The 25,196-nt window shown below is 70.2% G+C and carries 25 protein-coding genes; 5 read left to right on the top strand and 20 right to left on the bottom strand.

Annotated features, from left to right (window positions below; all coding sequences use genetic code 11):
* Positions 1 to 38 precede the first annotated feature (38 nt).
* The 3 genes from phoH2 to AC1RTC_RS13440 all read right to left on the bottom strand — a co-directional run bounded on the left by phoH2 (position 39) and on the right by AC1RTC_RS13440 (position 3,531).
* Positions 39 to 1,313 carry an RNA 5'-3' helicase PhoH2 gene (phoH2, locus tag AC1RTC_RS13450; protein ID WP_493156652.1) on the bottom strand — a complete coding sequence of 425 codons (1,275 nt, stop codon included), beginning with the start codon at positions 1,311 to 1,313 and terminating at the stop codon, positions 39 to 41.
* Between the two features lie 317 nt (positions 1,314 to 1,630).
* Complete coding sequence (locus AC1RTC_RS13445; RefSeq protein WP_493156482.1) at positions 1,631 to 2,749, bottom strand: aminotransferase class V-fold PLP-dependent enzyme; 1,119 nt, start codon at positions 2,747 to 2,749, stop codon at positions 1,631 to 1,633.
* A complete protein-coding gene (locus AC1RTC_RS13440) occupies positions 2,746 to 3,531 on the bottom strand; it encodes an isoprenyl transferase (RefSeq protein ID WP_493156480.1) in 786 nt (261 codons plus the stop codon). Before AC1RTC_RS13440 ends, AC1RTC_RS13445 begins: the two co-directional genes overlap by 4 nt.
* A 51-nt stretch (positions 3,532 to 3,582) precedes the next feature.
* Between AC1RTC_RS13440 and trhA the strand changes: the two genes are divergently transcribed.
* A complete protein-coding gene (gene trhA / locus AC1RTC_RS13435; protein WP_493156478.1) occupies positions 3,583 to 4,287 on the top strand; it encodes a PAQR family membrane homeostasis protein TrhA in 705 nt (234 codons plus the stop codon).
* On the opposite strand, the gene AC1RTC_RS13430 is transcribed toward trhA, so the two are convergent.
* Together AC1RTC_RS13430 and mca are read right to left on the bottom strand one after the other, a co-directional pair.
* Positions 4,284 to 4,544: a hypothetical protein gene (locus tag AC1RTC_RS13430; RefSeq protein WP_493156476.1), complete on the bottom strand. Its 261-nt coding sequence runs from the start codon at positions 4,542 to 4,544 to the stop codon at positions 4,284 to 4,286. The two genes, trhA and AC1RTC_RS13430, sit on opposite strands and share 4 nt — an antisense overlap.
* Positions 4,541 to 5,419: a mycothiol conjugate amidase Mca gene (mca, locus tag AC1RTC_RS13425; RefSeq protein WP_493156474.1), complete on the bottom strand. Its 879-nt coding sequence runs from the start codon at positions 5,417 to 5,419 to the stop codon at positions 4,541 to 4,543. Before mca ends, AC1RTC_RS13430 begins: the two co-directional genes overlap by 4 nt.
* A 46-nt stretch (positions 5,420 to 5,465) precedes the next feature.
* Between mca and AC1RTC_RS13420 the strand changes: the two genes are divergently transcribed.
* Together AC1RTC_RS13420 and greA are read left to right on the top strand one after the other, a co-directional pair.
* A complete protein-coding gene (locus tag AC1RTC_RS13420) occupies positions 5,466 to 5,858 on the top strand; it encodes a DUF4307 domain-containing protein (protein WP_493156472.1) in 393 nt (130 codons plus the stop codon).
* 53 nt (positions 5,859 to 5,911) lie between these two features.
* Entirely contained in the window at positions 5,912 to 6,400 is a 489-nt protein-coding gene (gene greA / locus AC1RTC_RS13415) for a transcription elongation factor GreA (RefSeq protein WP_493156470.1), read from the top strand.
* A 36-nt stretch (positions 6,401 to 6,436) separates the two neighbouring features.
* Here the strand turns inward: greA and AC1RTC_RS13410 are convergent, their stop codons facing one another.
* The 8 genes from AC1RTC_RS13410 to AC1RTC_RS13375 are packed head-to-tail and all read right to left on the bottom strand — an operon-like array spanning position 6,437 to position 14,191.
* A complete protein-coding gene (locus tag AC1RTC_RS13410; RefSeq protein ID WP_493156467.1) occupies positions 6,437 to 6,889 on the bottom strand; it encodes a hypothetical protein in 453 nt (150 codons plus the stop codon).
* Complete coding sequence (locus AC1RTC_RS13405) at positions 6,886 to 7,803, bottom strand: hypothetical protein (RefSeq protein WP_493156464.1); 918 nt, start codon at positions 7,801 to 7,803, stop codon at positions 6,886 to 6,888. The genes AC1RTC_RS13410 and AC1RTC_RS13405 overlap by 4 nt, the downstream gene beginning before the upstream one ends.
* Positions 7,804 to 7,833: 30 nt before the next feature.
* Positions 7,834 to 9,069, bottom strand: coding sequence for a threonine ammonia-lyase (gene ilvA / locus AC1RTC_RS13400; protein ID WP_493156462.1), 1,236 nt, complete (start codon positions 9,067 to 9,069; stop codon positions 7,834 to 7,836).
* Entirely contained in the window at positions 9,062 to 10,225 is a 1,164-nt protein-coding gene (locus tag AC1RTC_RS13395) for an AI-2E family transporter (protein ID WP_493156461.1), read from the bottom strand. The genes ilvA and AC1RTC_RS13395 overlap by 8 nt, the downstream gene beginning before the upstream one ends.
* 9 nt (positions 10,226 to 10,234) lie before the next feature.
* Positions 10,235 to 11,347: an ABC transporter ATP-binding protein gene (locus tag AC1RTC_RS13390; protein ID WP_493156459.1), complete on the bottom strand. Its 1,113-nt coding sequence runs from the start codon at positions 11,345 to 11,347 to the stop codon at positions 10,235 to 10,237.
* Positions 11,344 to 12,144 carry an ABC transporter permease gene (locus tag AC1RTC_RS13385; RefSeq protein ID WP_493156458.1) on the bottom strand — a complete coding sequence of 267 codons (801 nt, stop codon included), beginning with the start codon at positions 12,142 to 12,144 and terminating at the stop codon, positions 11,344 to 11,346. The genes AC1RTC_RS13390 and AC1RTC_RS13385 overlap by 4 nt, the downstream gene beginning before the upstream one ends.
* Entirely contained in the window at positions 12,141 to 13,052 is a 912-nt protein-coding gene (locus AC1RTC_RS13380) for an ABC transporter permease (protein ID WP_493156457.1), read from the bottom strand. The genes AC1RTC_RS13385 and AC1RTC_RS13380 overlap by 4 nt, the downstream gene beginning before the upstream one ends.
* Before the next feature lie 23 nt (positions 13,053 to 13,075).
* Complete coding sequence (locus AC1RTC_RS13375; protein ID WP_493156455.1) at positions 13,076 to 14,191, bottom strand: ABC transporter substrate-binding protein; 1,116 nt, start codon at positions 14,189 to 14,191, stop codon at positions 13,076 to 13,078.
* A 165-nt stretch (positions 14,192 to 14,356) separates the two neighbouring features.
* Between AC1RTC_RS13375 and AC1RTC_RS13370 the strand changes: the two genes are divergently transcribed.
* Positions 14,357 to 15,595 (top strand): winged helix-turn-helix domain-containing protein, encoded by a 1,239-nt coding sequence (locus AC1RTC_RS13370; protein WP_493156453.1) that lies wholly within the window; start codon positions 14,357 to 14,359, stop codon positions 15,593 to 15,595.
* On the opposite strand, the gene AC1RTC_RS13365 is transcribed toward AC1RTC_RS13370, so the two are convergent.
* The 7 genes from AC1RTC_RS13365 to AC1RTC_RS13335 form a co-directional block, all read right to left on the bottom strand.
* The gene (locus AC1RTC_RS13365; protein ID WP_493156451.1) at positions 15,592 to 16,485 is read right to left on the bottom strand and encodes a M48 family metallopeptidase; all 894 of its coding nucleotides are present in this window, start codon (positions 16,483 to 16,485) and stop codon (positions 15,592 to 15,594) included. The genes AC1RTC_RS13370 and AC1RTC_RS13365 overlap by 4 nt on opposite strands.
* A 58-nt stretch (positions 16,486 to 16,543) precedes the next feature.
* On the bottom strand, positions 16,544 to 17,110 hold the full coding sequence (locus tag AC1RTC_RS13360; RefSeq protein ID WP_493156449.1) for a LemA family protein: 567 nt from the start codon (positions 17,108 to 17,110) through the stop codon (positions 16,544 to 16,546).
* Positions 17,111 to 17,323: 213 nt separating this feature from the next.
* Positions 17,324 to 18,733, bottom strand: a complete 1,410-nt coding sequence (locus AC1RTC_RS13355; RefSeq protein ID WP_493156447.1) for a GH1 family beta-glucosidase — start codon at positions 18,731 to 18,733, stop codon at positions 17,324 to 17,326.
* Positions 18,730 to 20,025 carry a D-arabinono-1,4-lactone oxidase gene (locus AC1RTC_RS13350; protein WP_493156445.1) on the bottom strand — a complete coding sequence of 432 codons (1,296 nt, stop codon included), beginning with the start codon at positions 20,023 to 20,025 and terminating at the stop codon, positions 18,730 to 18,732. Before AC1RTC_RS13350 ends, AC1RTC_RS13355 begins: the two co-directional genes overlap by 4 nt.
* Positions 20,022 to 21,245, bottom strand: a complete 1,224-nt coding sequence (locus tag AC1RTC_RS13345) for an amino acid deaminase/aldolase (RefSeq protein WP_493156443.1) — start codon at positions 21,243 to 21,245, stop codon at positions 20,022 to 20,024. The genes AC1RTC_RS13350 and AC1RTC_RS13345 overlap by 4 nt, the downstream gene beginning before the upstream one ends.
* Positions 21,242 to 22,504 (bottom strand): MFS transporter, encoded by a 1,263-nt coding sequence (locus AC1RTC_RS13340; RefSeq protein WP_493156441.1) that lies wholly within the window; start codon positions 22,502 to 22,504, stop codon positions 21,242 to 21,244. Before AC1RTC_RS13340 ends, AC1RTC_RS13345 begins: the two co-directional genes overlap by 4 nt.
* A complete protein-coding gene (locus tag AC1RTC_RS13335; RefSeq protein WP_493156439.1) occupies positions 22,501 to 23,118 on the bottom strand; it encodes a TetR/AcrR family transcriptional regulator in 618 nt (205 codons plus the stop codon). The genes AC1RTC_RS13340 and AC1RTC_RS13335 overlap by 4 nt, the downstream gene beginning before the upstream one ends.
* Positions 23,119 to 23,225: 107 nt before the next feature.
* On the opposite strand from AC1RTC_RS13335, the gene AC1RTC_RS13330 reads away from it, so the two are divergent.
* Positions 23,226 to 25,190 (top strand): hypothetical protein, encoded by a 1,965-nt coding sequence (locus AC1RTC_RS13330; protein WP_493156437.1) that lies wholly within the window; start codon positions 23,226 to 23,228, stop codon positions 25,188 to 25,190.
* The last annotated feature ends 6 nt before the right edge of the window (positions 25,191 to 25,196 follow it).

The following is a 25,196-nucleotide window of genomic DNA, read 5'->3' as shown; positions in this document are numbered from 1 at the left end:
CGCCCCACCGGTGCGGCCACCCTCTTCACGACAAATTCTCAGGCGAGTTCGTTCGACTCCAGCATCTCCGTCACCAGCGCAGCGATCGCCGAGCGCTCCGACCGGGTCAGTGTGATGTGGGCGAACAGCGCGTGGTCCTTGAGCGTCTCGATCACGGAGGCGACGCCGTCGTGCCGTCCGACCCGCAGATTGTCGCGCTGGGCGACATCGTGGGTGAGCACCACGCGCGAGTTCTGGCCGATGCGGCTCAGCACGGTCAGCAGCACGTTGCGCTCGAGGGACTGGGCCTCATCCACGATCACGAATGCGTCGTGCAGCGAGCGCCCGCGGATGTGCGTGAGCGGAAGGACCTCGAGGATGCCCCGCTCGAGCACCTCGTCGAGCACGTTCTGCGAGACCACCGAGCCGAGCGTGTCGAACACCGCCTGAGCCCACGGGTTCATCTTCTCCGCGGCGTCGCCGGGCAGGAACCCGAGCTCCTGGCCGCCGACGGCGTACAGCGGGCGGAACACCATGATCTTCTTGTGCTGCTGCTTCTCGAGCACCGCTTCGAGGCCCGCGCACAGCGCGAGCGCCGACTTGCCGGTGCCGGCGCGTCCGCCGAGGGACACGATGCCGATCTCGGGGTCGAGCAGGAGGTCGATCGCGAGCCGCTGCTCGGCCGAGCGGCCGTGCAGCCCGAAGATGTCGCGGTCGCCGCGCACGAGCCGCATCTCGCCGCGGCCGGAGACCCGGCCGAGCGCCGAGCCGCGGTCGGAGTGGATGATCAGACCCGTGTTCACGGGCAGGTCCTGCACGAGCCGCGAGTGCAGCTGCTCGTTGTCGTACAGCTGCGCCATCTGCTCGCTCGACAGGTCGATCTCGGTCTGGCCGGTCCAGCCGGAGTCAACGGCGAGCTCGGCGCGGTACTCCTCGGCAGCGAGGCCGATCGAGGCGGCCTTGACGCGCAGCGGGAGGTCCTTGGAGACGACCGTGACAGCGAGGCCGTCGTTGGCCAGGTTGAGCGCGACGGCGAGGATGCGCGAGTCGTTGTCACCGAGCTGGAGCCCCGAGGGGAGCACGGACATGTTCGAGTGGTTGAGCTCGACCCGGAGCGAGCCGCCGTCGCCGACGGCGATCGGGAAGTCGAGGCGCTCGTGCTGCACGCGCAGCTCATCGAGGTTGCGCAGGGCCTGCCGGGCGAAGTAGCCGATTTCCGGGTCGTTGCGCTTCGTCTCGAGCTCCGTGATGACGATCACGGGGAGAACCACGTGGTGCTCGGCGAAACGGAACACCGCTTTCGGATCGGAGAGGAGCACCGACGTGTCGAGCACGTAGGTCCGTTCCTTCTGGAGTGACCCGCTGCCCTCCGCCCCGGTCTCGTTCCGCTTCGACTTGGGGCTGGCTAGCTCGGCCACGTGCACTCCATCCCCGAGTGCTGCGCACCCGGATCCAGTCTGCGAAGACGGCCGGTCGTGTTTTTTAAGGACACTGGTTCCGAAACGAACTTACGTGGCCGTCTCGATCAGGCGCCGTGCCTGATACCTCGACGCTAAGCCTCGGATGATTCAGGGGCGTAACCGACACACCGCCGAATGTGTCCGAAAGGTTAAAGGTTGACGGCGCTACCGAGTGCGCCCGAAAGCCAGCGCTAGAGGTTGACGGCGCTGCCGAAGGAGGTGAAGGCGGCGCGCAGCATCGCGAACGTCTCCTCGTCGGTGGTGACGTGCGGGCTGAGCCGCACCGTGCCCTCGCGCGACGTGGACGTGATGCCGTGGTTGTGCAGCGACGCCACCAGTACGGTCAGCTGGTCGGGCTCCGGTGCCACGACGACGATGCCCGCCCGCTCGGGCTCGGCCCGCGCCGAGGTGACCTCGAGTGCGAACTCGTCCGCGAGGTCGATGACACGGGAGACATTCTCGGCGAGCTTCGAGTTGATGGCCGGGATGCCCACCGCCGCGATCTCCTCCAGCGCCGCCGCGAACCGCGCCTGGGCGACCGGGTCGGGGTTGCTGATGCTGAAGGCGCGCGCACCGCGGGCGGGCGGCAGCACCTCGGTGGGAGTCCCCTCCGCGTCGGTGCCGTTCCAGCCGGAGAACACCGGCACGAGGGTCTCGGCCGCTCGGTCGCTCAGAGCGAGGAAGCCTGTTCCCCAGCCCGCGCGCACCCACTTCTGGCCGCCCGCGACGACGACGTCCGCGACCTCGTAGGGGGCGTCGACGATGCCGAAGCCCTGGATCGCGTCCACGATGAGCAGGCGGTCGCCGATCACTTGGCGAATGCCCTCGAGGTCGACGAGGTGGCCCGTGCGGTAGTCGACGAGGCTCACCCCGACGGCGACCGTCGACTTGCGGAGCTGGCGCTTGATGTTGCCGGGGGTGACGCGCCCGTGGTCGGTCTCGAGCCAGCGCGGCGAGACGACGCCGAGGGCATCGGCGGCCCGGGACACCGCGTACGTGTTGCTCGGGAACTCCGCCGGCGAGAGCAGGATCTCCCCCGTGAGGCCGAACATGGCGTGCATGAGGCCCTGGCTCGTGTTGGGCTGGAAGACCACCTGGTCGTCGCGGAACCCGATAGTGCTCGCGACCGCGGCGCGGACCCGGGCATCCTGCTCCTCGAGGGTCTCGAGCGTGCCGAACCTCGAGCGGCCGAGGAGGCTCGACATGGCCGCCTCCTCGTCGCGCACGGTGCGGCCGACGGGGGCGCGCTTGGCGAAGTCGAGGTAGCCGGGCTCCTCGGTGAACGTTGCAACGAACTCGTCGATAGTCACTGTCCGAACCTCCGTTGGCGGCGTGAGAAGTCGCGCAGGGCGCGCAGGAAGTCGACCTCGCGCAGGTCGGGTCCGAGGGCCTCGACGAAGTAGAACTCGCTGTGCGCGCTCTGCCACAGCATGAAGTCGCTGATGCGCTGCTCCCCCGAGGTGCGGATCACCAGGTCGGGGTCGGGCTGTCCGCCCGTGTACAGGTGCTCGCCGATGAGCTCGGGGGTGAGCAGCTCGGCGAGCGCGTCGAGCGTGCCGCCCTTGCTCTCGTGGGCCTGCACGATGCTGCGCATCGCGTCGGCGATCTCACGGCGCCCGCCGTAGCCGATGGCGAGGTTGACGTGCAGCCCCCGGTTGCCCTCGGTGCGCTGGGCGGCCTCGGCGAGGCGCTTCTTGAGGTCGTCCGGGAGTCCCTCCGTCGACCCGACGTGCTGAACGCGCCAGTCTCGGAAGTGCGAGAGGTCCTCCGCGAGGTCGCCGATGATCTCGAAGAGGCTCTCCAGCTCGACCTGGGTGCGGCCGGTGAGGTTGTCGGTCGAGAGCAGGTAGAGGGTCGCGACCGAGATGCCCAGGTCGTCGCACCACTCGAGGAACTCGCGGTACTTCGCAGCGCCCGCGCGGTGGCCGTGCGCGGCCGTCTCCAGCTCGCGCAGGCGAGCCCAGCGGCGGTTGCCGTCGATGATCATGGCGACGTGCCGCGGAACGGTCTGCTTGGCGAGGAAGCGCCGGAGCCGGTTCTGGTAGAGGCCGTAGAGGAGGCCGCGACCGAGGGGGATCTGGCGCTCTTTCACATGCATACGCTAGCCCAGCTGGCTGTGCGGGCGCTGCCGTACACTGGCGCCATGAGCCTGCCCGACGTCCCCAATCTCCCGCTCCTCGAGGATGAGATCGAGCACGGCACCGCCGATATCAAGCCCACCTGGCGGGGGTGGATCCACGCGGGGACCTTCCCGGTGGCCATCGCGCTGGGCATTGTCCTCGTGGTGCTCGCCGACGGCACGGCCGCCAAGGTCAGCACGTCGATCTTCTTCGCCTGTTCACTCCTCTTGTTCGGAACCAGCGCGCTCTACCACCGCATCAACTGGAGCCCGAAGGTCAAGGCGATCTTCAAGCGCATCGACCACGCGAACATCTTCCTGCTCATCGCCGGCTCGTACACCCCCATCACCGTGCTGTGCCTTCCGCCCGAGAAGGCGGCGCTGCTGCTCTGGCTGGTCTGGGGCGGCGCCGGCATCGGCATACTGTTCCGGGTGTTCTGGATCGGCGCACCGCGCTGGCTCTACGTGCCGCTCTACCTGCTGCTGGGCTACGCGGCACTCGCCTTCATCGTCGACTTCTTCACCGCCAATGCCGTGATGATGACGCTGATCCTCGTCGGCGGCGTGCTCTACTCCGTGGGCGCCGTCATCTACGGCCTGAAGCGGCCGAACCCGGTGCCCGGGGTGTTCGGGTTCCACGAGATCTTCCACACGCTCACGCTGCTCGCGTTCCTGTGCCACTGGACGGGGATCCTGATCGTGGCGATCAACCCTCCGGTGCTGGGCTAGCTCTCTCCTCGGTCGCTTTCGGCCTTCTCCGCCTCGAGCTTCTCCTGGATCTCGGCGCGGTAGCGCAGCCGCCGCACGCGGCGCGTCATGTCGATGAGCAGCAGCACCGTGACGACGGCGACGAACGCCGTGGCCACGAAGCCGATCACGCCCGGCGTGACGGCATTCTCGTCGCCGGTGAACTCGCCGGGGGTGGGGCTCGGGGTGGGGTCCGCCAGGAACACGATCACGTAGCTGGCCAGTACGCCGAAGGTCATGCGTCATCCTCTGTGATGCCCGAGAACAGGTCGCTCTCGGGAAGGGTTGTCTCGACCGACGACTCGGCGAGCTGGAAGTCCTCGTACGGCCACGCCGTGCGCTGCACGTCGTTGGGCCAGAAGAAGAAGCGGTCGTCGGGGGCGACCTGGCTCGCGTGCGAGCGGAGGGCGGCGTCGCGGGTGTCGAGGTACTCCCCCACCGGCACACGGGTCGTCGTGGCATCCGGCCGGCCCGTCAGCCACTCGCGCATCTCGGCCATGTCCGCGGCGCGCTCGTGGCCCGCGGCGACCAGCGCGTCATGGACGGCGGCGACCCGGGCCGGGCTGAAGACGCGGTCGTAGTAGACCTTCGAGATGCGCCACGGCGCGCCCTGCTCCGGGTAGCGTGCGGGGTCGGCAGCCGCCTCCCACGCGTACAGCGCGAGCTCGTGGGTGCGGATGTGGTCGGGATGCGGGTACCCGCCGCTCTCGTCGTAGGTGATCATCACCTGCGGGCGGGTCTGGCGGATCACCCGCACGAGGGGCTCGGCGGAGATCTCGAGCGGCACGAGCGCGAAGCACCCCGCCGGAAGGAGGTCCGCGCGCTCGCGGGTGTAGTCGTCGGGCAGGCCGGAGTCCACGTAGCCGAGCCAGCGGTGCTCGATGCCCATCACGCTCTGCGCGGCGGCCATCTCGAGGCGGCGCAGCCCCGCCATGTCGCGCTCGGCCATCGCCCGAGGCTCCAGCGCCTCGTTCTGCACATCGCCGCGCTCTCCGCCAGTGCAGCTCACGACGGTGACCGTCGCGCCGGAGGCCGCGTAGTACGCGTACGTCGCGGCGCCCTTGCTCGACTCGTCGTCGGGATGGGCGTGTACAGCCAGCAAGCGCCGTGTCACTGAAATGTCCTTTAGCCTTGGAACCTCAAGACTAATGGAGTGGCCCTTGACCGACCTCGATGCGCGCTACGGCCGCACGCGCTCCGCGTCCCGCCGCACCCGCGTGGTGGTCATCGCCTCAGCACTGGCGTTCGTGGCCGTGTTCGCGGCGTGGCTGCTGTGGGCGGGCATCCTCGGGGCCCCCGCGCAGTTCCAGGCCGAGGACACGGCGCACAGCATCGTCGGCGATTCGGCGGTCGATGTGACTTGGCAGTTCACCGTCGAGCCCGGCACGGATGCCCGGTGCGCTGTCCAGGCGCTCAACTCGACGTTCGCGATCGTGGGGTGGAAGGTGGTCGACGTTCCCGCCTCGACGCAGCGCACCCGGGACCTCACCCAGCGCGTGCTCACCACGGAGCCCGCCGTTACCGGGTTGATCTACCGCTGCTGGCTGACCTAGGCTGAATCATTCCGGCCCGCGCGGCCGGATTCATCATGTTCAGGGAGGCTCCAATGGCTAACGACAACTCGGTCACCTGGTTGACCCAGGAGGCGTTCGACCGTCGCACTGCGGAGCTCGAGCAGCTCTCCGGAGAGGGCCGTCTCGAGATCGCGAAGAAGATCGAGGCCGCGCGCGAAGAGGGCGACCTCAAGGAGAACGGCGGCTACCACGCCGCCAAGGAGGAGCAGGGCAAGATCGAGGCGCGCATCCGCGTGCTGACCCAGCTCCTCAGCCACGCGGTCGTGGGCGAGGCACCCGCGAGCACCGGGGTCGTCGAGCCCGGCACCGTGATCACCGCGACCATCCTCGGCGACGAGAGCACGTTCCTCATCGGCAGCCGCGAGATCGTGGGCGACAGCGACCTCGACGTCTACAGCGAGGGCAGCCCGCTCGGCACGGCGATCATCGGCATGAAGGTCGGCGACGAGACCAGCTACACGGCGCCGAACGGCAAGGCGATCGCGGTCAAGATCCTCAAGGTCGAGACCTACGTCCCGTAGCCGGCCGACCAGCAGCCGGCCGTCCCTTGGACAGTACTAGCGGCACGGGCTGAACACGGCGACCACCAGCAGGCCGTCGTCGACGGTCACCGTCGCGGTGATGCCCTGGGGGTCGACCCACGCCCGCTGCCCGGTGTCGAGGTCCTTGCGGACCTCGGTCCAGCGCTCCTCGTCGTCGTCGGTCTTCTCGCTCAGCTCGAACCCGTCGACCAGCTCGCGCTCGTCGACCGAGTCGGCCTGGACGGCGATGGTCCCCGCAGCGACGAACACCGTGTGCTCGTCCTCGGTCTTGGCACCGCAGGACTCGACGGCGGGCTTCTCGACCTCGAGGGTGTGCAGCACCGCCACGTCGGCGGCCGCCGCCTGGTCGACGAGCCCGTCGAAGTCGCCGGAGGCCTGCGTGATGAGTTCGTCCTCTCCCGGGCCGAAGCAGCCTGCCAGCAGGAGCACGACGGCCGCGGCCACGACAGCGCCCTTCGCGGCCCTCACGGACGGCTCGATTCGACGAGCTCGTACGTCGCCGGGTCCGGCTCTGTCAGGCTCGCCCCGAGCGAGGTGAGGTAGTCGCTGATCCAGCCCTCGTACCAGCCGTCGATCGTGCACGGCGAGCTCGAGTCCGCGTAGTCGTCGAGGGACATCCCGTAGACGTACACGGCCCGGCAGCTGGCATCCGCCTCCCACTTGTCGTTGTACGAGGCGGCGTCGATGCCCGCGAAGTCGGCGAGGTAGGTGGCCTGGGCGTACTTCTCCGCCTGGAACCAGTGCATCGCCTCGTGCACGAAGATCGCCCAGACGAGGTCTTCGGCGCCCGGGTCCCACGCCATGTAGAGGGTGTTCGCGTAGTCGCCCCGGAAGCAGCCGCCCGCGTACACGTAGTCCGCCTGCCCGCCGTTGCCGTAGTAGCCGCAGTTGTCAGGACCGGCGTCGAAGACCACCGAGACATCCGTCGCCCCGATCGAGTCCAGGAACGCACGGCCGGCCGGGTCGTCGCCCGGCAGCGCGTCGCCGCCCGGATTGGCGACGGCCACCGCGGGCTGGTCGGCGGGCCCGTGCGCGTCCTCGGCCCAGGCGAGCGACTGGTCCCACTGCGAGTCCGCGGTGCGGTACGCCGCGCGCTGGTCGTCGAGCTCGCCGAGCAGGTCCTCCCGCTCGGCGACCTCGTCCTCGATGCGGGCGGCCTGCGACGCGGTCAGGTGCGGCGGCTCGGGGTCGGCGAAGGCTCCGGAGAGCAGGAGGAAGGCGAAGACGCCCGCAGCGGCGAGGATCGGCACTCCGACCGCGAGCGAGACGATGAGGGCCGTGCGGCGCCTGCGGGGCGGCTCGGCGGCGGGCTGACCAGCCGCAGGCGGCTGGTCAGCAGCCTGATCGAACGTGAAGGGCGCGATCGGCTGCAGGTCGTCCACGGGGACGAACCTATCAGCCCGGCCGGCGGCTCAGAAGTCGATGCGCGGCTCGAAGCCCTCGTCGCGCAGGCGCGCGAGCACGTCCTCCGCGTGCTCGGGCCCGCGGGTCTCGATGTGCAGCTCGAGCTCCACCTGGCTGATCTGCAGTCCGCTGCCGTGCCGCGTGTGGAGCACCTCGACGACGTTGGCGTTGGCCTCGGCGACGATGGCGGCGGTGCGGGCGAGCTGGCCGGGGCGGTCGGGCAGGGGGATCCGGAGTTTCAGGTAGCGCTCGGACGCGGCGAGGCCGTGCGAGATGACGCGCTCCATCATGAGCGGGTCGATGTTGCCGCCGCTCAGGATGACGACGGTCGTGCCGGTCGCCGCGACCTTGCCCGCGAGGACCGCCGCCACGCCCACCGCGCCGGCGGGCTCCACGACGAGCTTCGCGCGCTCGAGCAGCACGAGCAGCGCCTGCGCGGTGTCGTCGTCCGTGACCGTCACGACCTCGTCGACGTAGGTGCTCACGATCTCGAAGTTCAGGTCGCCCGGCCGCGCCACAGCGATGCCGTCGGCGATGGTCGGGGCGATCGTGATCTCGGTCGGGGCGCCCGCCTCGAGCGAGACGGGGTACGGCGCCGCGTTCGCCGCCTGCACTCCGATGATGCGGAGGGTGCGGCCGTCGAGGGCGGCGCGCTGCTTCATGGCGCTCGCAACGCCCGAGATGAGCCCGCCGCCGCCGATGGGCACGACGACGGTCTCGACGTCGGGGCGCTGGTCGAGGATCTCGAGGCCCAGGGTGCCCTGGCCCGCGACGACGTCGAAGTGGTCGAAGGGCGGGATGAGCACGGCGCCCGTGGTCCGGGCGAACTCGGCGGCGGCCCGCAGGGGCTCGGAGACGGTGTGGCCGCGCAGCACGACATCCGCGCCGTAGTCCTTCGTGGCCTGCAGCTTGGGCAGGGCGACGCCGAGGGGCATGAAGATGGTCGCCTTGATGCCGAGCTCACGGGCGGCGTAGGCGACGCCCTGGGCGTGGTTGCCGGCGGAGGCCGCGACGACGCCGCGCGCCCGCTCCTCCTCGGTCAGGCGCGCGAGGCGGTTGTACGCGCCGCGGATCTTGTACGACCCGGTGCGCTGCAGGCTCTCGCACTTGAGGAACACCGGCACCCCGAGGACTCCCCCGAGGTAGCTCGAGGTCTCCATCGGCGTGACGTGGATCGCCGGGGCGACGCGCTCGCGGGCCTCCTGGAAGTCGGAGAGGGAGGGCCCCACAGCAGTCTCAGGCATCAGGCAGAACGTCTTTCGGTTTCGGGTTCGGGTCCGTCCTCCACTGGCCCGCTGCAATGTATTTCACCATGACGTTGGCCACCGCGATGACCGGAACGGCGAACAGCGCCCCGGGGATGCCCGCGAGGAACGATCCCGCCGCGACGGCGAACACCACGGCGAGCGGGTGGACCTTGACCGCGGAGCCCATGACGAGCGGCTGCAGGATGTGCCCCTCGACCTGCTGCACCAGCAGGACGATGCCGATCATGAGCAGCGCGGGGAACGGGCCGAGGTAGACGAGGGCCACGAACACGGCGATCGTGCCGGTCAGCACGGCACCGACGACGGGGATGAACGAGCCGAGGAACACCGCGATCGCGATGGGGATGACGAGGGGGAACCCGCCGAACACGAGCCCGAGGATCCAGGCGCCGACGCCGATGCCGATCGCGTCCACCGCGGCCACGAAGATCTGCACCTTCACGAACGTGGTGAGGGTCACCCATCCCGCCCGGCCCGACCCGTCGAGCGCCGTGCGCGAGCGGCGCGGGAACAGCCGGACGATCCAGGCCCAGATGCCCCGGCCGTCGATCAGGATGAAGAGCGTCGCGAACAGCACGAGCAGGAGGCCGGCGAGCACGTGGCCCGCCGTCGTCCCGACCGAGAGCGCGCCGGAGAGGAGCGCCTGGCTGTCCTTCTGGATCGCGGCGAAGGCCTGGTCGATGTAGCCCTGGATCTGCTTGTCGTCGAGCTGCAGCGGCGAGTTCGCGAGGAAGTCCTTGAACTGGTCGTACGCCAGGAGCGACCGCTTCTGCAGGTCGGGGTACCCGCTGCGGATCTGCTGCACGATCACGAAGATGAGGCCGCTGACGATCGCTATGGTGCCGACCATGGCGACGGCGACCGCGAGCGCCTTCGGCCAGCGGTGCCGCACGAGGAAGTTCACAAGGGGCACGAGCAGGGCCGCGACGAGGATCGCGATCATGAACGGCACCACGATGTCCTTGAGCTGGGCGATCACGAAGATCACCACGCCCACGACCGCGACGACGAGCAGGATGCGCCACGAGTACGCCCCCGCGATCCGCAGCGAGGGCGGGACGACGGCGTCGATGTCCTGTGCGGTGGGCGGTGTCTCGACCGTGCGGGGGCCGACCTTGCGACGGAGTGCCATCCCGTCAGTCTAGGGAACCGCGACCTCCGAAACCGGGGCATTGACTGTGCGGGGCACGGCGCTCACCGGCGCGCCCTTCAGACGCAGGAACACCGCGTCCCCGGGCTGCGGCCGCGTGTCCACCTCGTGCTGGATCGACAGCAGCGAGCCGTCGTCGAGCACCACCTGGGTGCGGCGCAGGCTCCCGAGGAAGCTCGAGGCGACGACGGTGGCCGGGATGCCCTTGCCCTCGATCGCGATATCCTCCGGCCTGACGTACGCCGTGACCGGGCCGTCGGGCTGCGGCGCCCCCAGCAGGTCCAGCTTCTTGCCGTGCACGACCACCTTGCCGCCGGAGAGCTCGGCACTGACCCGGTTGCTCAGGCCCACGAAGTCGGCGACGAACGGGGTCGCGGGCGTCGTGTACAGCTCCTCGGGGGTGCCGATCTGCTCGATCACGCCGTCCTTCATCACGGCGACCCGGTCGGCGACGGCGAGCGCCTCCTCCTGGTCGTGCGTGACGAACACGGTAGTGATGCCGAGCTCGGTCTGGATGCGGCGGATCTCGTCGCGCAGCGAGACGCGAACCTTCGCGTCGAGGGCGCTCAGCGGCTCGTCGAGCAGGAGGACGCGCGGGCGGGTGACGAGGGCGCGGGCGAGTGCCACGCGCTGCTGCTGGCCGCCCGAGAGCTGGTGGGCGAAGCGCTCCGCGAAGGTGCCGAGTCCCACCATCTCCAGCGCCTCGAGGGCACGGGCGCGGCGCTCGTCGGCCGGCACCTTGCGCATGCGCAGCCCGAACTCGACGTTCTCGAGGGAGGTCATGTGCGGGAACAGCGAGTACGACTGGAAGACCATCCCGATGTCGCGCTTGTTGGTGGGCACGTCCGCCACGTCGACGCCGTCGATCACGATGCGGCCGCCGTTGACCGTCTCGAGGCCCGAGAGGGCGCGCAGCGCGGTCGTCTTGCCGCAGCCCGAGGGGCCGAGCAGGGCGATGAACTCGCCGGGCTTGATCGACAGGTCGATCGAGTTCAGCGCGCGGTGGCTGCCGTAGTCCTTCACCACCCCGATGAGCTCGACAGTGGCGCCCTCCGTCGCGAGGGACGGGGCGATGGTGGTGGCGATGGGGATGCTGCTGGTCATGATGAACTCCGGTTCCGGGTAGCACCCAGTCGGCCGATGAGGAGGAGGAGCACGAACGCGAACGTGAGTGCGAGGAGCGCGAAGATCGCCGCGACCCAGGGGTCGGACTGGCCGACCTGGAGCAGTGCGGTCTGGAGGTTCACGCGGTTGAGCAGGCTCGCGATCGTGAACTCGCCGAGGACCACGGCCACCGAGATGAACGCGGCGGCGAGGACTCCCCGCCGGAGGTTGGGCAGGAGCACGCGGCCCAGCACCGTCAGCCAGCCCGCCCCGAGTGAGCGGGCCGCCTCGCTGAGAGTGACCACCGGCACGGCGTCGAGGTTCGACTGGATCGCCCGGTACGCGTAGGGCAGCACAGTGATGCCGTAGGCGAAGGCCAGGGTCCAGACCCCGCTGCCGAACAGCTTCACCACCACGGAGTAGACCGGGGCGAGGCCGACGACGAGCACGATCGCCGGAACCGTGATCGGCACGATGCAGATGAACTCGAGCACGCGCTTGAGCTTCGGGAACTGGAGGTGCACGAGGATCATCGTCGGCAGCAGGATCACGAGCACGATCGCCACGGTCACGATCGCGAGGAGCACGGAGTTGCCGACGGCCTGGAAGAGCCCGCGGTAGGTGCGCGCGGCCTCCGGGCCGAAGAGCCCCGTCCAGTGGTCGAGCGTGTAGCCGCCGCCGAGCCCGTCGCGGAACGAGAACTGCAGGAGGGCGATGATCGGGATCGCGAAGATCACGCCGACGACGCCGAGGATGATCCAGCGCGTGACCGCCGAGGGCTCGGTTCCGAGTTTCATCGCTGCCACCTCGAGGTTCGGTTCTGCAGGACCGAGTAGCCCCACATGACGACGACCATGACCACGATCATCCCGAGCGCCAGGGCGCCCGCCATGTTCTCGCGGCCGAGCACCGTCTCGCTCACCAGGGCGGAGCGGATCTGCAGGGGCACGATCTGCGCGCCCTGGCTGATGAGCGCCGCCGCCGTCGCGTAGGAGGAGAACGCGTTGGCGAAGAGGAGCAGCAGGCTGCCGATGAAGGAGGGTGCGAGCACCGGGATGGCGATGCGGGTCCAGTAGGTGAAGGGCGTGCCGCCGAGAGTGGCGTTCGCCTCGGCCCAGGTGGTCTTGAGGCCCTGCAGGGCCGGCATGAAGGTGATGATCATCAGCGGGACCTGGAAATAGATGTACACGGGCAGCAGGCCCGGCACCTGGTAGAGCCAGGGGCCGCTCGCGAAGAGGTCGATGCCGAGGCCGCGCAGCGCCACGGTGATGAGGCCCTGGTTGCCGATGGTCGCGATGAAGGCGAAGGCGAGCATGACGCCGCCGAACTGGGCCAGCACGCTCGAGAGGGAGTCGATCACCGTGCGCAGCGAGCCCTCCGCCCTGGTGCCGAGCAGGGCGTAGCAGACGAGGGCGCCGATCACGGCCCCGACGACGGCGGTGACCGCGGAGACCCAGAACGAGCTGCCGAAGGTGGCGATGACGTTCGGCGCGAAGATGCCGGCGACGTTGTCGAGCGTGAACGCGCCGCTCTCCGTGAAGAACCCGGTGCTCACGGCGAGGGCCGTGGGTATCGCGAGGAACAGGATCACGTAGACGGCGAAGGGCGTCAGCCCGAGGTATTTCGCGAGGCCGGACCGTGACTGGCGCCGGGGGGATGCCCCGGCGCCAGTGCTGGTCAGAGCTGGCGCGTGAGCGACAGTCACTGTGGTTGATCAGTTGCGCGCGATCAGGAGATCGCGGCAGCCCACTTCGAGGCGAGGATCGCGGCGTTGGCCTCGGCCTGCTCGGCGGTGGGGGTGACGAGGTCGCCCTTCAGCTCGCCGAGAGCCTCGAGCGCGGCCTTGTCGACCGTGCCGGCGTCCTGCAGCGTCTTGATGGTCACGGGGTACGCGCCACCGACGATGAACAGGTTCTGCGCCTCGGCGCTGTAGATGAACTCCTGCCAGAGGCGAGCGGCGGCCGGGTGCGGCGCGTCCTTGCTGATGGCCTGGTTGTAGAAGCTCGTGTAGACCGCGCCCGGGAGCGTGGTGACCTTCCAGCCGTCGACCGTCGCCGCGGCGGCGAGGTTGTTGTAGCTCCAGTCGAAGACGACCTTGGTCTCGCCCGAGGCGATCGTGGCGCCCGTGGCGTTGACCGGGAGGAAGTTGCCCGCGTCGTTCAGCTTCTCGAAGAACTCGATGCCGGGGGTGAAGTCGTCGAGCGTTCCGCCGGACTGCACAGTCGCGAGGCCGACGGCGGCGAAGGCCGCGCCCGCCTGCGTCGGGTCGCCGTTGAGGGCGACCGCGCCCTTGTAGTCGGGCTTCAGCAGGTCGTCGAGCGAGGTGGGCTCGGGGACCGAGTTCGAGTCGTAGCCGATCGACATCGAGCCGGTGTAGTCGTTCACGTAGAGGCCGGTCGACTCCTTGTTCTCAGCCGGGATCTCGTCCCAGTTGGCGACCTGGTAGGGCGCGAAGTAGTCGAGGCTGTCGAGGGTGACGGCCGTTCCGAGGTCGAAGACGTCGGGGGCGGTGTCCTGGCCCTTGAGGTTGTCGGCGGCGGCGATCTCCTCGGCGGAGGAGATGTCGGGGTCGGCCGAGTTGACCGTGATGCCGTACTTCTCCTCGAACAGCGCCTTGATGGCGCCGTAGTTCGCCCAGTTGTCGGGAAGGGCGATGACGTTGAGCTGGCCCTCCGCCTTCGCGGCGGCGACGAGGGCGTCGAGCCCGCCGAAGTCCTCGGCGCTGGTCGCGGTGGCCGCGTCGACGTCGGAGGCTGCGGGGGTGCTGGCACCGGCGCAGGCGGAGAGCGAGATCGCCACGCCCGCGACGAGCGCGAGAGCGGCAAGGTTGCGCTTCTTGAACAAGAGAGTGTCCTCTTCTGGGCCGCCGGCCGCCTGAGCTGTGTACAGGGCGAGGGATACCGGACAACCTCGGTCGGAACGCTACGGAGCGCCGGGGTAGGCGCGGTGCCCGCAGGGTGAACGGGAGGCGAACTCGCGCTGTCGGTCGCGTTCAGTACTGTCGGGAGCGTGGATGTCTCCGCCGCCCAGGCCCGCCGCATCGCCCTCGCGGCGCAGGGCTTCGGGCGCGCCCCCGGCCCCGTCGGCACGCGCCAGTTGAACCTCGCCCTGCAGCGCCTCGCCGTGCTGCAGATCGACTCCGTGAACGTGTTCGAGCGCAGCCACTACCTTCCGCTCTTCGCCCGGCTGGGGGCGTACGACAAGGCGCAGCTCGACAGGCTCCTGCTCGCCCGGCGGGCGCCGTACGTCGAGTACTGGGCGCACCAGGCGGCGTTCATCCCCGTCGAGTCCTGGCCGCTGTGGCAGTGGTTCCGCGACAACGAGCGCGCAGGCACCGGCAAGACGAAGGCCTGGGATCGCACCGACACCCGGATGACCGACTTCCTGCTCGGCGAGCTTGCGGCGAAGGGGCCGCTGCCGGCGTCGAAGATCGAGCACGAGGCGAACAAGCGCTCCGGTCCGTGGTGGGGCTGGTCGGAGGTGAAGTCGGCCCTGGAGACGATGTTCTTCGACGGCCGGGTGGTGGTCGCGGGCCGCAAGAACTTCGAGCGCTTCTACGACCTGCCCGAGCGGCGGCTGCCCGCGCACGTCCTTGGCGCGAGCATCCCGAAGGCCGATGCCATTCGCGAGCTGGTGCGGCAGGGCGCGCAGGCGCTGGGCGTGGGCACGGTCCGCGACCTCGCCGACTACTGGCGCCTGTACCAGGCGGACGCGAAGGCCGCGGTGCTCGAGCTGGTCGAGGCGGGCGAGCTGCTGCCCGTGCGGGTCGAGGGGTGGCCGCCGGCCTACCTGCACCGCGACGCGCGCATCCCCCGCCGCGTCGAGGGCACCGCGCTGCTCTCCCCCTTCGACCCCGTCGTCTGGGAGCGGGCGCGCACCGAGCGCATGTTCGGCTTCCGCTACCGCATCGAGATCTACACCCCGGGGCCGAAGCGGCAGTTCGGCTACTACACGCTGCCGGTGCTGCAGGACGAGGCGCTCGTCGGCCGCATCGACCTGAAGTCCGACCGGCAGAGCCGCGCGCTGCGGGTGCAGTCCGCGTGGACCGAGCCCGGCCACCACCCGGACGTGGCGCGCATCGCGCAGCTGCTCCGCGAGACCGCCGCGTGGCAGGGGCTCGACGGGCTGGTCGTGCAGCAGTGGGGCGATCTCGCGTCCGCCCTCGCGGCGGAGCTGGGGGTGCCGCTGGTGGAACGTGCGAGTGGTTTCGATACGCCGCAGGCGGCTACTCAACCAGCAGACCTTTAGAAGCTCCTACCGCTCTCGATCAGGCGCTTGACCCGGTCGGCGATCGGCGGGTGCGTGGAGAACAGCTTGTCCATGAGGCCCGGCTTGGTCGGGTCGGCGATCCACATGTGCGCCATGGTCGAGTTCTGCCGGCGCATCGGGCGGCCGTACTGGCCCAGCTTCTCGAGGGCGGAGGCCAGGGCATCCGGATGCCGCGTGGTGAGCGCCCCCGTCGCGTCGGCCAGGTACTCCCGCTGACGGGAGATCGCGGCCTGCACGACCGCGGCGACGAGCGGGGAGATCACGAGGGCCGCGAGGCCGATGATGATCATGACCGGGTTGCCGCCGCCGTTGTTGTTGTTGTTGCCGCGGCCGCCGAACAGCGTGAAGCGCAGAGCGATGTCGGAGATGAAGCCGACCGCGACGACGAGGCCGAAGACGATCATCGACACCCGGATGTCGTAGTTCTGCACGTGGCCGAGCTCGTGCGCCATGACGCCCTCGAGCTCCGAGTCGTCGAGCAGTTCGAGGATGCCCGTGGTCGCCGCGACCGAGGCGTGCTGTGGGTCGCGGCCGGTGGCGAACGCGTTCGGCGCCGGGTCGTTGATGATGTACACCTTCGGCATCGGCGTGCCCGTGGTGATGGACAGGTTCTCGACGATCCGGTACAGCCGCGGGTTGTCGGCCTTCGTGATCTCCTGCGCGCCGCTGATGGCCAGGGCCTGCCCGGACGCGGCGAAGTACTGGATGAGCGTGAAGAGGCCCGCGCCGATCACGGTCGCGGTCGTCACGACCCACGGGTTGCCGCCCATGAACGCGCTGAGCGCGAGGCCCAGGGCGCCGATGATGATGACGAACAGGATGATGATGAAGACGGTGTTGCGCTTGTTCTTCGCGATATTGCGATACATGTCGGGTCCTTAAACCGGTGATCGAGCCTGGGCGGGCCCAGGCTCGATCAGCGAGAAACTAGAACTGCACCCGGGGCGGCTCGGCGATCGAGGCCGAGTCGGTGACCTCGAAGAACTCGCGCTCCGTGAAGCCGAGCCCGCGCACGAACAGCGTGTTCGGGAAGACCTTGATCTTGGTGTTGAGCTCGCGCACACCGCCGTTGTAGAAGCGGCGCGAGGCCTGGATCTTGTCCTCGGTGTCGACGAGCTCGCCCTGCAGCTGCAGGAAGTTCTGGCTCGCCTGGAGCTGGGGGTAGGCCTCGGCGACCGCGAAGATCGACTTGAGGGCCGACTGCATGTGGTTCTCGGCGACCGCGGCGTCAGCGGGGCTCGAGACCGCGAGGGTCTCGGCGCGGGCCTTGGTCACGTTCTCGAAGACCTGCGACTCGTGGGCCGCGTAGCCCTTGACCGCCTCGATGAGGTTCGGGATCAGGTCGGCCCGGCGCTTGAGCTGCACCGTGATGTCGCTCCACGCCTCGTCAACGCGCACGTTGAGCGTGACGAGCCCGTTGTAGGTGGCCCAGAGGTACCCGCCGATGATGACGACGAGCAGGACGATGACGCCGACGACGATGAGGATTTCCATAACGCCAGATCATATCTGGTGAAACCGTGCTCCCCTAGGCTCGCGGCAGGTATTCAGCCGCAAGCGAAGCGGTCGATGAGCGCCGGGCCGCCGCATCCCTGAGATCCGGCAATCGGCGTTTACCACGCCGAGCGAACCGGCGATTGACGGATCTCACCGCGGGAGCGGGGCAGTTCTGGAGCGGGAGCGGGAGCGGGGCAGTTCAGCAGCCGATCAGTTTCGCCCGCGCAGCACCTGCTGCAGCCAGCGGTACGAGGCCTTCGGAGTGCGGTCCTGGGTCTTCGGGTCGACGGCGATGAGCCCGAACTTCTCCGCGAAGCCGGCCGCCCACTCCCAGTTGTCCATGAGCGTCCACACGTAGTACCCGCGCACGTCGACGCCGGGCGCGCCGGCGAAGGCGGCCGACAGGTGGTCGGCGAGGTAGGCGGTGCGGTCGGCGTCCTCGATGGTGCCCTCGGGCGTGAGCGCGTCGCGGAAGCTCGCGCCGCCCTCGGTGACGTACACCGGCGGCAGCTTCCCTTCGTAGCGCTTCCCGTAGTCCGCGAGGGTCTCGGTCAGGAACTGCGGCGCGATCGGCCACCCGAACGCGGTCACCGGGAACTCGGGCCACTTCGCGAGGTGGAACGGCAGGTCGCGCATCCCGGCCGCATCTCCTCCGTCGGGAGTCGTGCCGTCCGCCGGCGGCCCCGCGGCGATGCGGGTCGGCATGTAGTAGTTGAGCCCGTAGAAGTCGAGCGGCTGCGCGATGGTCTTCAGGTCGTCGCTGTCCACATCGTGCAGGGCCTTGAACTGCTTGCGCGCGAGGAACGGGAACTTCGGGTACCGGCCGAGCAGCACCGGGTCGGCGTAGATGCGGTTGTGCACGAGGTCGAAGACCTCCGCGTACTGGCGCGTGACGAAGTTGTCTTTGGCGGGATGCACGGGCGAGTGCACGTTCGTGATCCCGATGCCGCCCTTCACGCCCTCCGAGCGCAGGGCCTGCACGGCGAGCCCGTGGCCGAGCAGCTGGTGGTGCGCGGCGAGGAGCCCGTCGAACATGAGTGTCGCGCCGGGGGCGTGCACCCCGAGCGCGTAGCCGTTGAGCGTCACGGTCGTGGGCTCGTTGATCGTCACCCACTTGTCGACGCGGTCGCCGAAGGCCTCCCCCGCGAGGAGGGCGAAGTCGGCGAAGCGGTAGGCGGTGTCGCGCGTCATCCATCCCCCCTTGTGCTGGAGGGGCTCGGGCATGTCCCAGTGGAACAGCGTGACCATCGGCTTGATGCCCGCGGCGAGCAGCTCGTCGAGGAGCTTGTCGTAGAACGCGAGACCGGCCTTGTTGGGCGAGCCGGTGCCCCCGGGCTGGATGCGCGGCCAGCCGAGCGAGAAGCGGTACGAGTCGACGCCCAGCTCGGCCATGAGCCGCACGTCCTCCCGGTACCGGTGGTAGTGGTCGGCGGCAACGGAGGCGTTGGAGCCGTCGGCGATGCGGCCCGGCTGCGCCATGAACTCGTCCCAGGTGGAGGGGCCGCGGCCGTCCTCCCGCACCGCGCCCTCGATCTGGAACGCGGCGGTCGACACGCCGAGCTCGAAGCCGGCCGGCACCGTGCTCGCGAACCCCGCGGGATCCCGCACCCACTCATTCATCCCAGCACGCGCTCCAAGTAGGGGTTGGTGAAGACTCTGTCGGGGTCGAGCCTGTCACGTACCGCGAGGAAGTCGTCGAAATGGGGGTACGCGGGGCGGAGGTCGTCCGCGGTCCGGAAGTGCATCTTGCCCCAGTGCGGCCGCCCGCCGTGCTCGCGCGCGATCGCCTCAACGGCCTCGAAGTACTCCGTCGGGTCCTCCCGGTAGTAGCGGTGGACCGCGATGTAGCCCGTCTGGCGGCCCTGGGCGGTGGAGAGCCAGTTCTCGTCGGCCGCGGCCACCCGCACCTCGACGGGGAAGGTGATGCGCCAGCCGTTGGCGTCGATCGCGGCGCGGATGGCCCGCAGAGCCTCGGGCACCGCCTCGACGGGCAGCGCGTACTCCATCTCCCGGAACCGCACCCGCCGCGGAGACGTGAACACCTCGTGCCAGCCGTCCGTGACCTGCCGCTCGGCCACGAGCCTGTTGGCGAGCCGGTTGAGCGGCGGGGTGGTGCCGGGCGCGATCATCCCGAGCCTGCACAGCAGCACGTACAGGCCGTTGGGCATGAGCTCGTCGTCGATCCACGCCGCCACCGGGTGCTGCGGCTTGCGCGGGGTGTCGGCGGGCATCCGGGTGTTGGTCTTGGTGAGGGCCTGCTCGGTGTGCGGGAACCAGTAGAACTCGAAGTGGTCGACGGATGCCGCGCGCTCGAGCCACCCGTCGAGCACCTCCTCGAGCGGCTCGGGCCGCTCGACCGCGTGCATCACGAAGTCGGGAACGCACCGCAGGGTCACGTCGGTGATGACGCCGAGCGCCCCGAGGCCCACCCGCGCCGCGGGCAGCAGGTCGGGGCCCACGGTGAGCACCGAGCCGTCGGCCGTGACCAGGGTCATGCCCTCCACCTGCGTGGCGATGCCGCCGAAGCGCGCGCCGGTGCCGTGGGTGCCCGTGGAGATCGCCCCGGCGATGGTCTGCTTGTCGATGTCGCCCATGTTCTCCAGGGCGAGGTCGTGCTCGCCGAGCAGGGCGGGCAGCTGGAAGAGGTTCGTGCCGGCGCCGAGGGTGACCAGGCTGCCGTCCACGGCGAGCACGCCGTCGAGCGAGGCGATGTCGAGCTGCACGCCGTCGGTCGCGGCGATGTCCGTGAAGCTGTGGCCGGCGCCGATCGTCTTGATCGGGAGGCGCTGGTCACGGGCGAAGGCCACGGCCTCCACGACATCGTCGACCGACGACGCCCGCACAACGTGCTGCGGGCGCGACTCCTGCGAGCGGCCCCAGTTGCGCCAACGGCCGCCAGCCTCAACTCTCACAAGAAGGCCTTTCCCTCGCCCCGGTATGTCGGCAGAGTCTCCACAATACGGCCGTCGTCGACCACGGCGAACTCGTTCAGGTGCTCGCTGATCTCGCCGGCCTTGGTGTGGCGCAGCCAGACGCGGTCGCCGACCTGCAGGGCCGCGGCGGCCGCGCCGCGCAGCGGGGACTGCACCTCGCCCGCGGCCTCGCGCGCGACGTACTCGAGGCCCTCGGGGTAGGCGAGCTGGGGCATCCTGTCCGCCGCCGGAGGGCCGGACGCGATCCAGCCGCCGCCGAGGAGCGTTGCCATGTCGGGCGTCGGCTTGCGCACCACGCTCAGCGAGAACGCCGCCGCCGGGGCCGGCTGGAAGTGGCTGTAGCCGTCGAACAGGTGCGGGCCGAACAGGCCGCTGCCGGCCGCAATCTCTGTCACCGAGGGATCGGACGACGTGCGCTCGAGCGACCCGGTGCCGCCGCCGTTCACGAACTCGAGATCGGCGAGCTCCCGAAGCGCCGCCACGACCTCGCCGCGCCTCGCGTTCAGCTCGGCGCTGGAGTTCTTCTGCATGTAGTCCACGACGCGCCCGAGGAGCGGCTTGCCCCGGGGGCGGTTCACCACGCCGGCGATCTGGGCCTCGTAGGCCATCATCCCCACGAGCCGGAAGCCGGGCCTGCCGACGACCTCGCGGGCCAGGGCGACGGCATCCGCGACGCCCTGCACGGGAGAGCGGTAGACGCCCAGGTAGCCGAGCACCTTCGAGCGCCACGAGGCGTTGAGCTCGATCGCGACCCGGATCTGCTCGCGCTGGGCACCGAGTACGGAGTCGACGACGTCGAGCTGCTCGACCGAGTCGACCATGAGGGTGACGCGGCCCGCGAGCTTCTCGGAGCGACCCAGCGCCGCAATGGCCGCGCGGTCCACGGTCGGGTAGCCGACCACGACGTCGTCGATGGTCTCGGCGAGCCAGAGCGCCTCGGGCAGCGTGTAGGCGAGCACACCGCGGTAGCCGGGCAGCTTGAGCACGGCGTCGATCACGCCGCGCACGCGCACCGACTTCGAGGCGACGCGGATGGTGGTGCCATTCGCGCGGCGCAGCATGTCGTGGGCGTTGTGAGCGAGCGCCGGCGCCGAGACGACGCCGAACGGGGTGTCGAGCGCCGCGGTCGCGGCGCTGAGCTGCGGCCAGTAGACGGAGGGCTGCAGCCAGGGCTGCGCGGTGGGCTTGTCGAGTTTCATCGGACGCTCCTGATCGGTAGTACGGCGAGGGCGCCGAGGATGGCCGCGGCCGCGGCGAGCACGAAGAGGCCGGTGAAGCCGGCGAGCGCGGCGACGATGAGCGCGCCGAGCAGCGGCGCGATGGCCTGCGGCACGGCAGTCGCGATGTTCATGATGCCGAGGTCCTTGCCGCGGGTGTGCGGGTCGGGCAGCACCTGGGTCGCGAGCGCCTGGTCGACGGAGAGGAAGCAGCCGTAGCCGAGGCCGAGGAGCCCCGCCGCGACGAACGCGACACCGAGGTCGGGCACGAACGCGAGCATGAGGGCGGCGACGCCCTGCAGGGCCGAGGCGATGAAGACGAAGATGCGCCGGCGGCCGAGCCGGTCGGAGAGCTTGCCGAGGAAGAGGGAGGCGAGGATGACGAACACCATGTACACGAGCACGAGGTAGATGAGCACGTCCTCGGCGTCGGGCACCCCGAGCCCGTACTGCAGGAACTGCAGCAGCAGCGCGGTGCCGAACGCGTTGCCGAAGTTCACGAGGATGCGGCTGAGCAGCGTCCAGCCGAAGTCGGGGTACTGCTTCGGGCTGATCCAGAAGCCGTCCACGAAGCTGCGCATCGTGAGCTTCTCCGCCCGGGGCAGCACGGCGTCGGGCACGAACACCAGGAACGGGATGACGAACACGACGACGATCGCCGCGATCACCGGGTACCCGCCGAGGTACGGGGCGACGAACAGCGAGGTGACGAGCACGAGGCCGAGGATGGTGCCCACGGCCTGCGGCGCCGAGATCCAGCCCGACACGAAGCCGCGCTGGTTGACCGGCACCTGGTCGGAGATGGTCGCGGTGAGCGCGGCGGTCAGCACGCAGAATCCGGTGAGTGCCAGTGCCCAGAAGACACCGATGCCGACCATCGTCGTCTGGAGGCCCAGCAGGGCGAGGGAGGCCGCGAAGATCACGGCGCCGGCGGCGATCCAGGGGCGGCGGCGGCCGAACCGGCTCGTCGTGCGGTCGGAGAGCGCTCCCGTCAGCGGATAGGCGACGAGCGCGCACAGGCCCGCGATGCCGGAGATGATGCCGAAGGCCACGACGTTGTCGACCCAGTAGCTCGCCTTGAGCTGCGCCTCGATCTGCAGCGGGAGCAGCAGCTGCACCGGCGTGAGCTGGGCCATCCAGATGCCGAGCCACGCGGTCGCGAAGGCCGCGATCCACCCGGCGGTGACGGCCTTGGCCGGTTCGGCGAACACGGCGGTGGTGGCGGGAGTCGATGTCGTCATTGAGCGCTCTCTCTGGTTCGGACGGGGATGGCGAGGGCGGCGAGGGAGTCCGCCGCGAAGTCGAGCACGCGCTCGGCGGCGGCGGTGTCGCGGTTGGCGAGCCAGGCGAGGGTGACGCCGTCGGTGATCGTCACGACGAGCCGGGCGACGTCGGCGACGGGTACGGCCCACTCCACCCCGGAGACGGCGGCGCCCTCGAGCAGCACGCCCGTCACGCCGGCGTGGTACGCCTCGTACTGCTCGGCCGCGAGGCTCTCGAGGCCGGGGGTGCGCAGCGCGTAGTGCACGAGCTCCTGCATCACCTGCTCGTGGCCCGGGTCGGCGATGACGTACTCCAGGTACGACTGCAGCCCCTCGCGCACCGCGTCCCGGATGCTGCTGCCGAGCCGCAGCGTCGCGAACACCGAGTCGACCTCGGCGCCGACGACGTACGCCACGACCTCGCGCATCATCTCGGAGTGCGAGCGGAACGCGTAGTGGAAGCTCGCGAGGGACATCCCGGCCTCGGCCACGATCGCCCGCGTGGTCGCACCGGCGACTCCGTGCTTCGCGATGACCCGGATGGCCGCCTGCACGAGCAGCGCGCGCCGGTCTGAGGAGGGGATGCGCGGCATAGTGGGTCAACTGTCCCAGACGAGTGTCCCGAACGCAACCAGTGACCTTCCTGCGAATGCCGCACACACGTTTGACCTCGCCGCCGAACTCGTCTGCAATAGAAGGAGTGACCTCCCAGAGCCCGAACGTCCTCCGCCGCGCGCTGCTCGCGCTGCTGGGCGTCGTGGTCGCCGGAACCGCCCTTCTGGGCGCACCGCAGGCCGCGCTCGCGGCGTCGTTCGCGATCGCCACCTCCCCCGGAACGCTCTTCCCCGGCACCGTCACGGTCACCGGCACCAAGGATGCCGCAGCCACCGTCACGGTCGGCGAGCAGGGCGCCGCCGCCGTCTGCACGATCGCCCCGGGAGCGGCTCCAGACCCCGAGGCCTGGTCGTGCGACCTCCCGCTGTCGGACGGCAACCACACCGTCGAGGCGACCCAGACCAGCGCCGACGCGGCCCCCGTCGTGACGACCGCGACCGTGCCGGTCCGCGTGCTCGGCGCTCCCGTGATCACGACGACGGGCATCACCCCCGGCACCCTCAGCGGCACCGGCTTCCCGGGCGCGGGCATCGAACTCTCCGGCGACGTCACGAAGTCGTGCGGCCCCGTGCTCCCCAACGGCACCTGGAGCTGCGCGCTCGGCGTGGGCACCGGCACCTACAGCCTGTACGCGACCCACACCTGGAGCAACGTGCCCTCCGAGCCCGGCGGCAGCTCGGCGTCGATTCTCGTGCGCGTGGATGTCGACCCGCCGGCCCTGCCCGCGTTCGCCGCTCCGGCGGCGGGAAGCCGGGTGTCGAGCCAGCCCACCATGTTCTCCGGCAGCGGCGAGAACGGCGGCCGGGTCGAGGTGTTCGCGGACTCCACCCGTGTCTGCATGAGCCCCGTCATCACGCAGCACTGGTCGTGCTCGGCGACGCTCGCGAACGGCCAGCGCACGATCAAGGCGATCCAGTGGGATGCCGCGGGCAACGCCAGCGGCGCAACCCAGGGCTTCACGATCACCGTGGGCGCCGCAGCCCCCGTCACTCCCCCGACTCCGTCGCACGAGGCGGAGCCGAACCCGAACGCGCAGCCGGCAGCGCCACTGCCGCCGGTCGCCCCCGCGCCGAGCGCGCCCTTTTTCCCGCCGCCCGTCGGCGGGGTCTCGGGCATGGCGCCGTTCGACACCTGGGAGCTGCCGACCGACTACGGCGCCGCGATCCCCAGTGTGTCGACGACGAACCCCACGTCGTGGCTGCTCGGCCTCGGCCTCGCGCTCGGCTTCGCGCTGCTCGTGGCGCTCCCGCTGCGACTGCTCGTCACGACCCTGCGCCGCAAGCGGGGGTATGTGCCGCGCCCGCCCAGCACCGAAGAGCCGCTGCTGAGCCCGCGTGTGACCGCCGTCCTGTTCCTCGCGGCGGCCGTGCTGCTCGCCGCGCTGGCGGGCGGCATCCAGGCCGAGGTGCGGTACCTGCGGCTCGCCGTCGCGATCGGCCTCGCGCTCGCGGCGCTCAACGGGGTCGCCATGCTGACGGCGAAACTTGCCGGCCGCGCGCTCGGGCTGAGCACGGGCATCCGGCTCGCCCCTCTTCTCCTGGGGATCGCGGCGGTGACGGCGCTGGTGTCGCGGGTCGCGGGGATCCAGCCGCCCATCATCGTCGGGATCGTGCTCGCCGTGCGGTTCGCGCCGGAGCTCGGCGCCCGCGCCCGCGGGGCGGTGTCTCTCGTCGAGGTGGCGGCGATCGTGGTCCTGGGGTTCATCGCGTGGCTAGCCCAGAGCGCGCTGGGGCCCGTCGACGGGTTCCTCCCGTCACTCGTGAGCGAGGCGCTCTCGGCGCTGACGATCGCGGCGCTCGGCTCGGCGATGGTCATGCTCCTGCCCGTGAACCGGATGCCCGGCCGCCTGATCTGGGCCTGGTCGCGCACAGCGTGGGCGGTGCTCACGCTCGTGACCGCGACCGTCGCCGGCGTCGTGATCGCGGGCGGCAGCGGCTTCCCGGTGCCCTGGGTGATCGGCGGCGCGCTCGTGTTCTCCGCCGTGTGCCTCGGCGTGTGGGCGTGGGTGCGCCTCGTGGAGCCGCAGTTCATTGTCAGGGGCGAGTCCTAGCGTCAG

Source organism: Rhodoglobus sp. GW821-FHT12B09 (genome assembly GCF_058809925.1).
The sequence above is the reverse complement of the archived record's forward strand: the minus strand, read 5'-3'. Positions and strand labels throughout refer to the sequence as shown.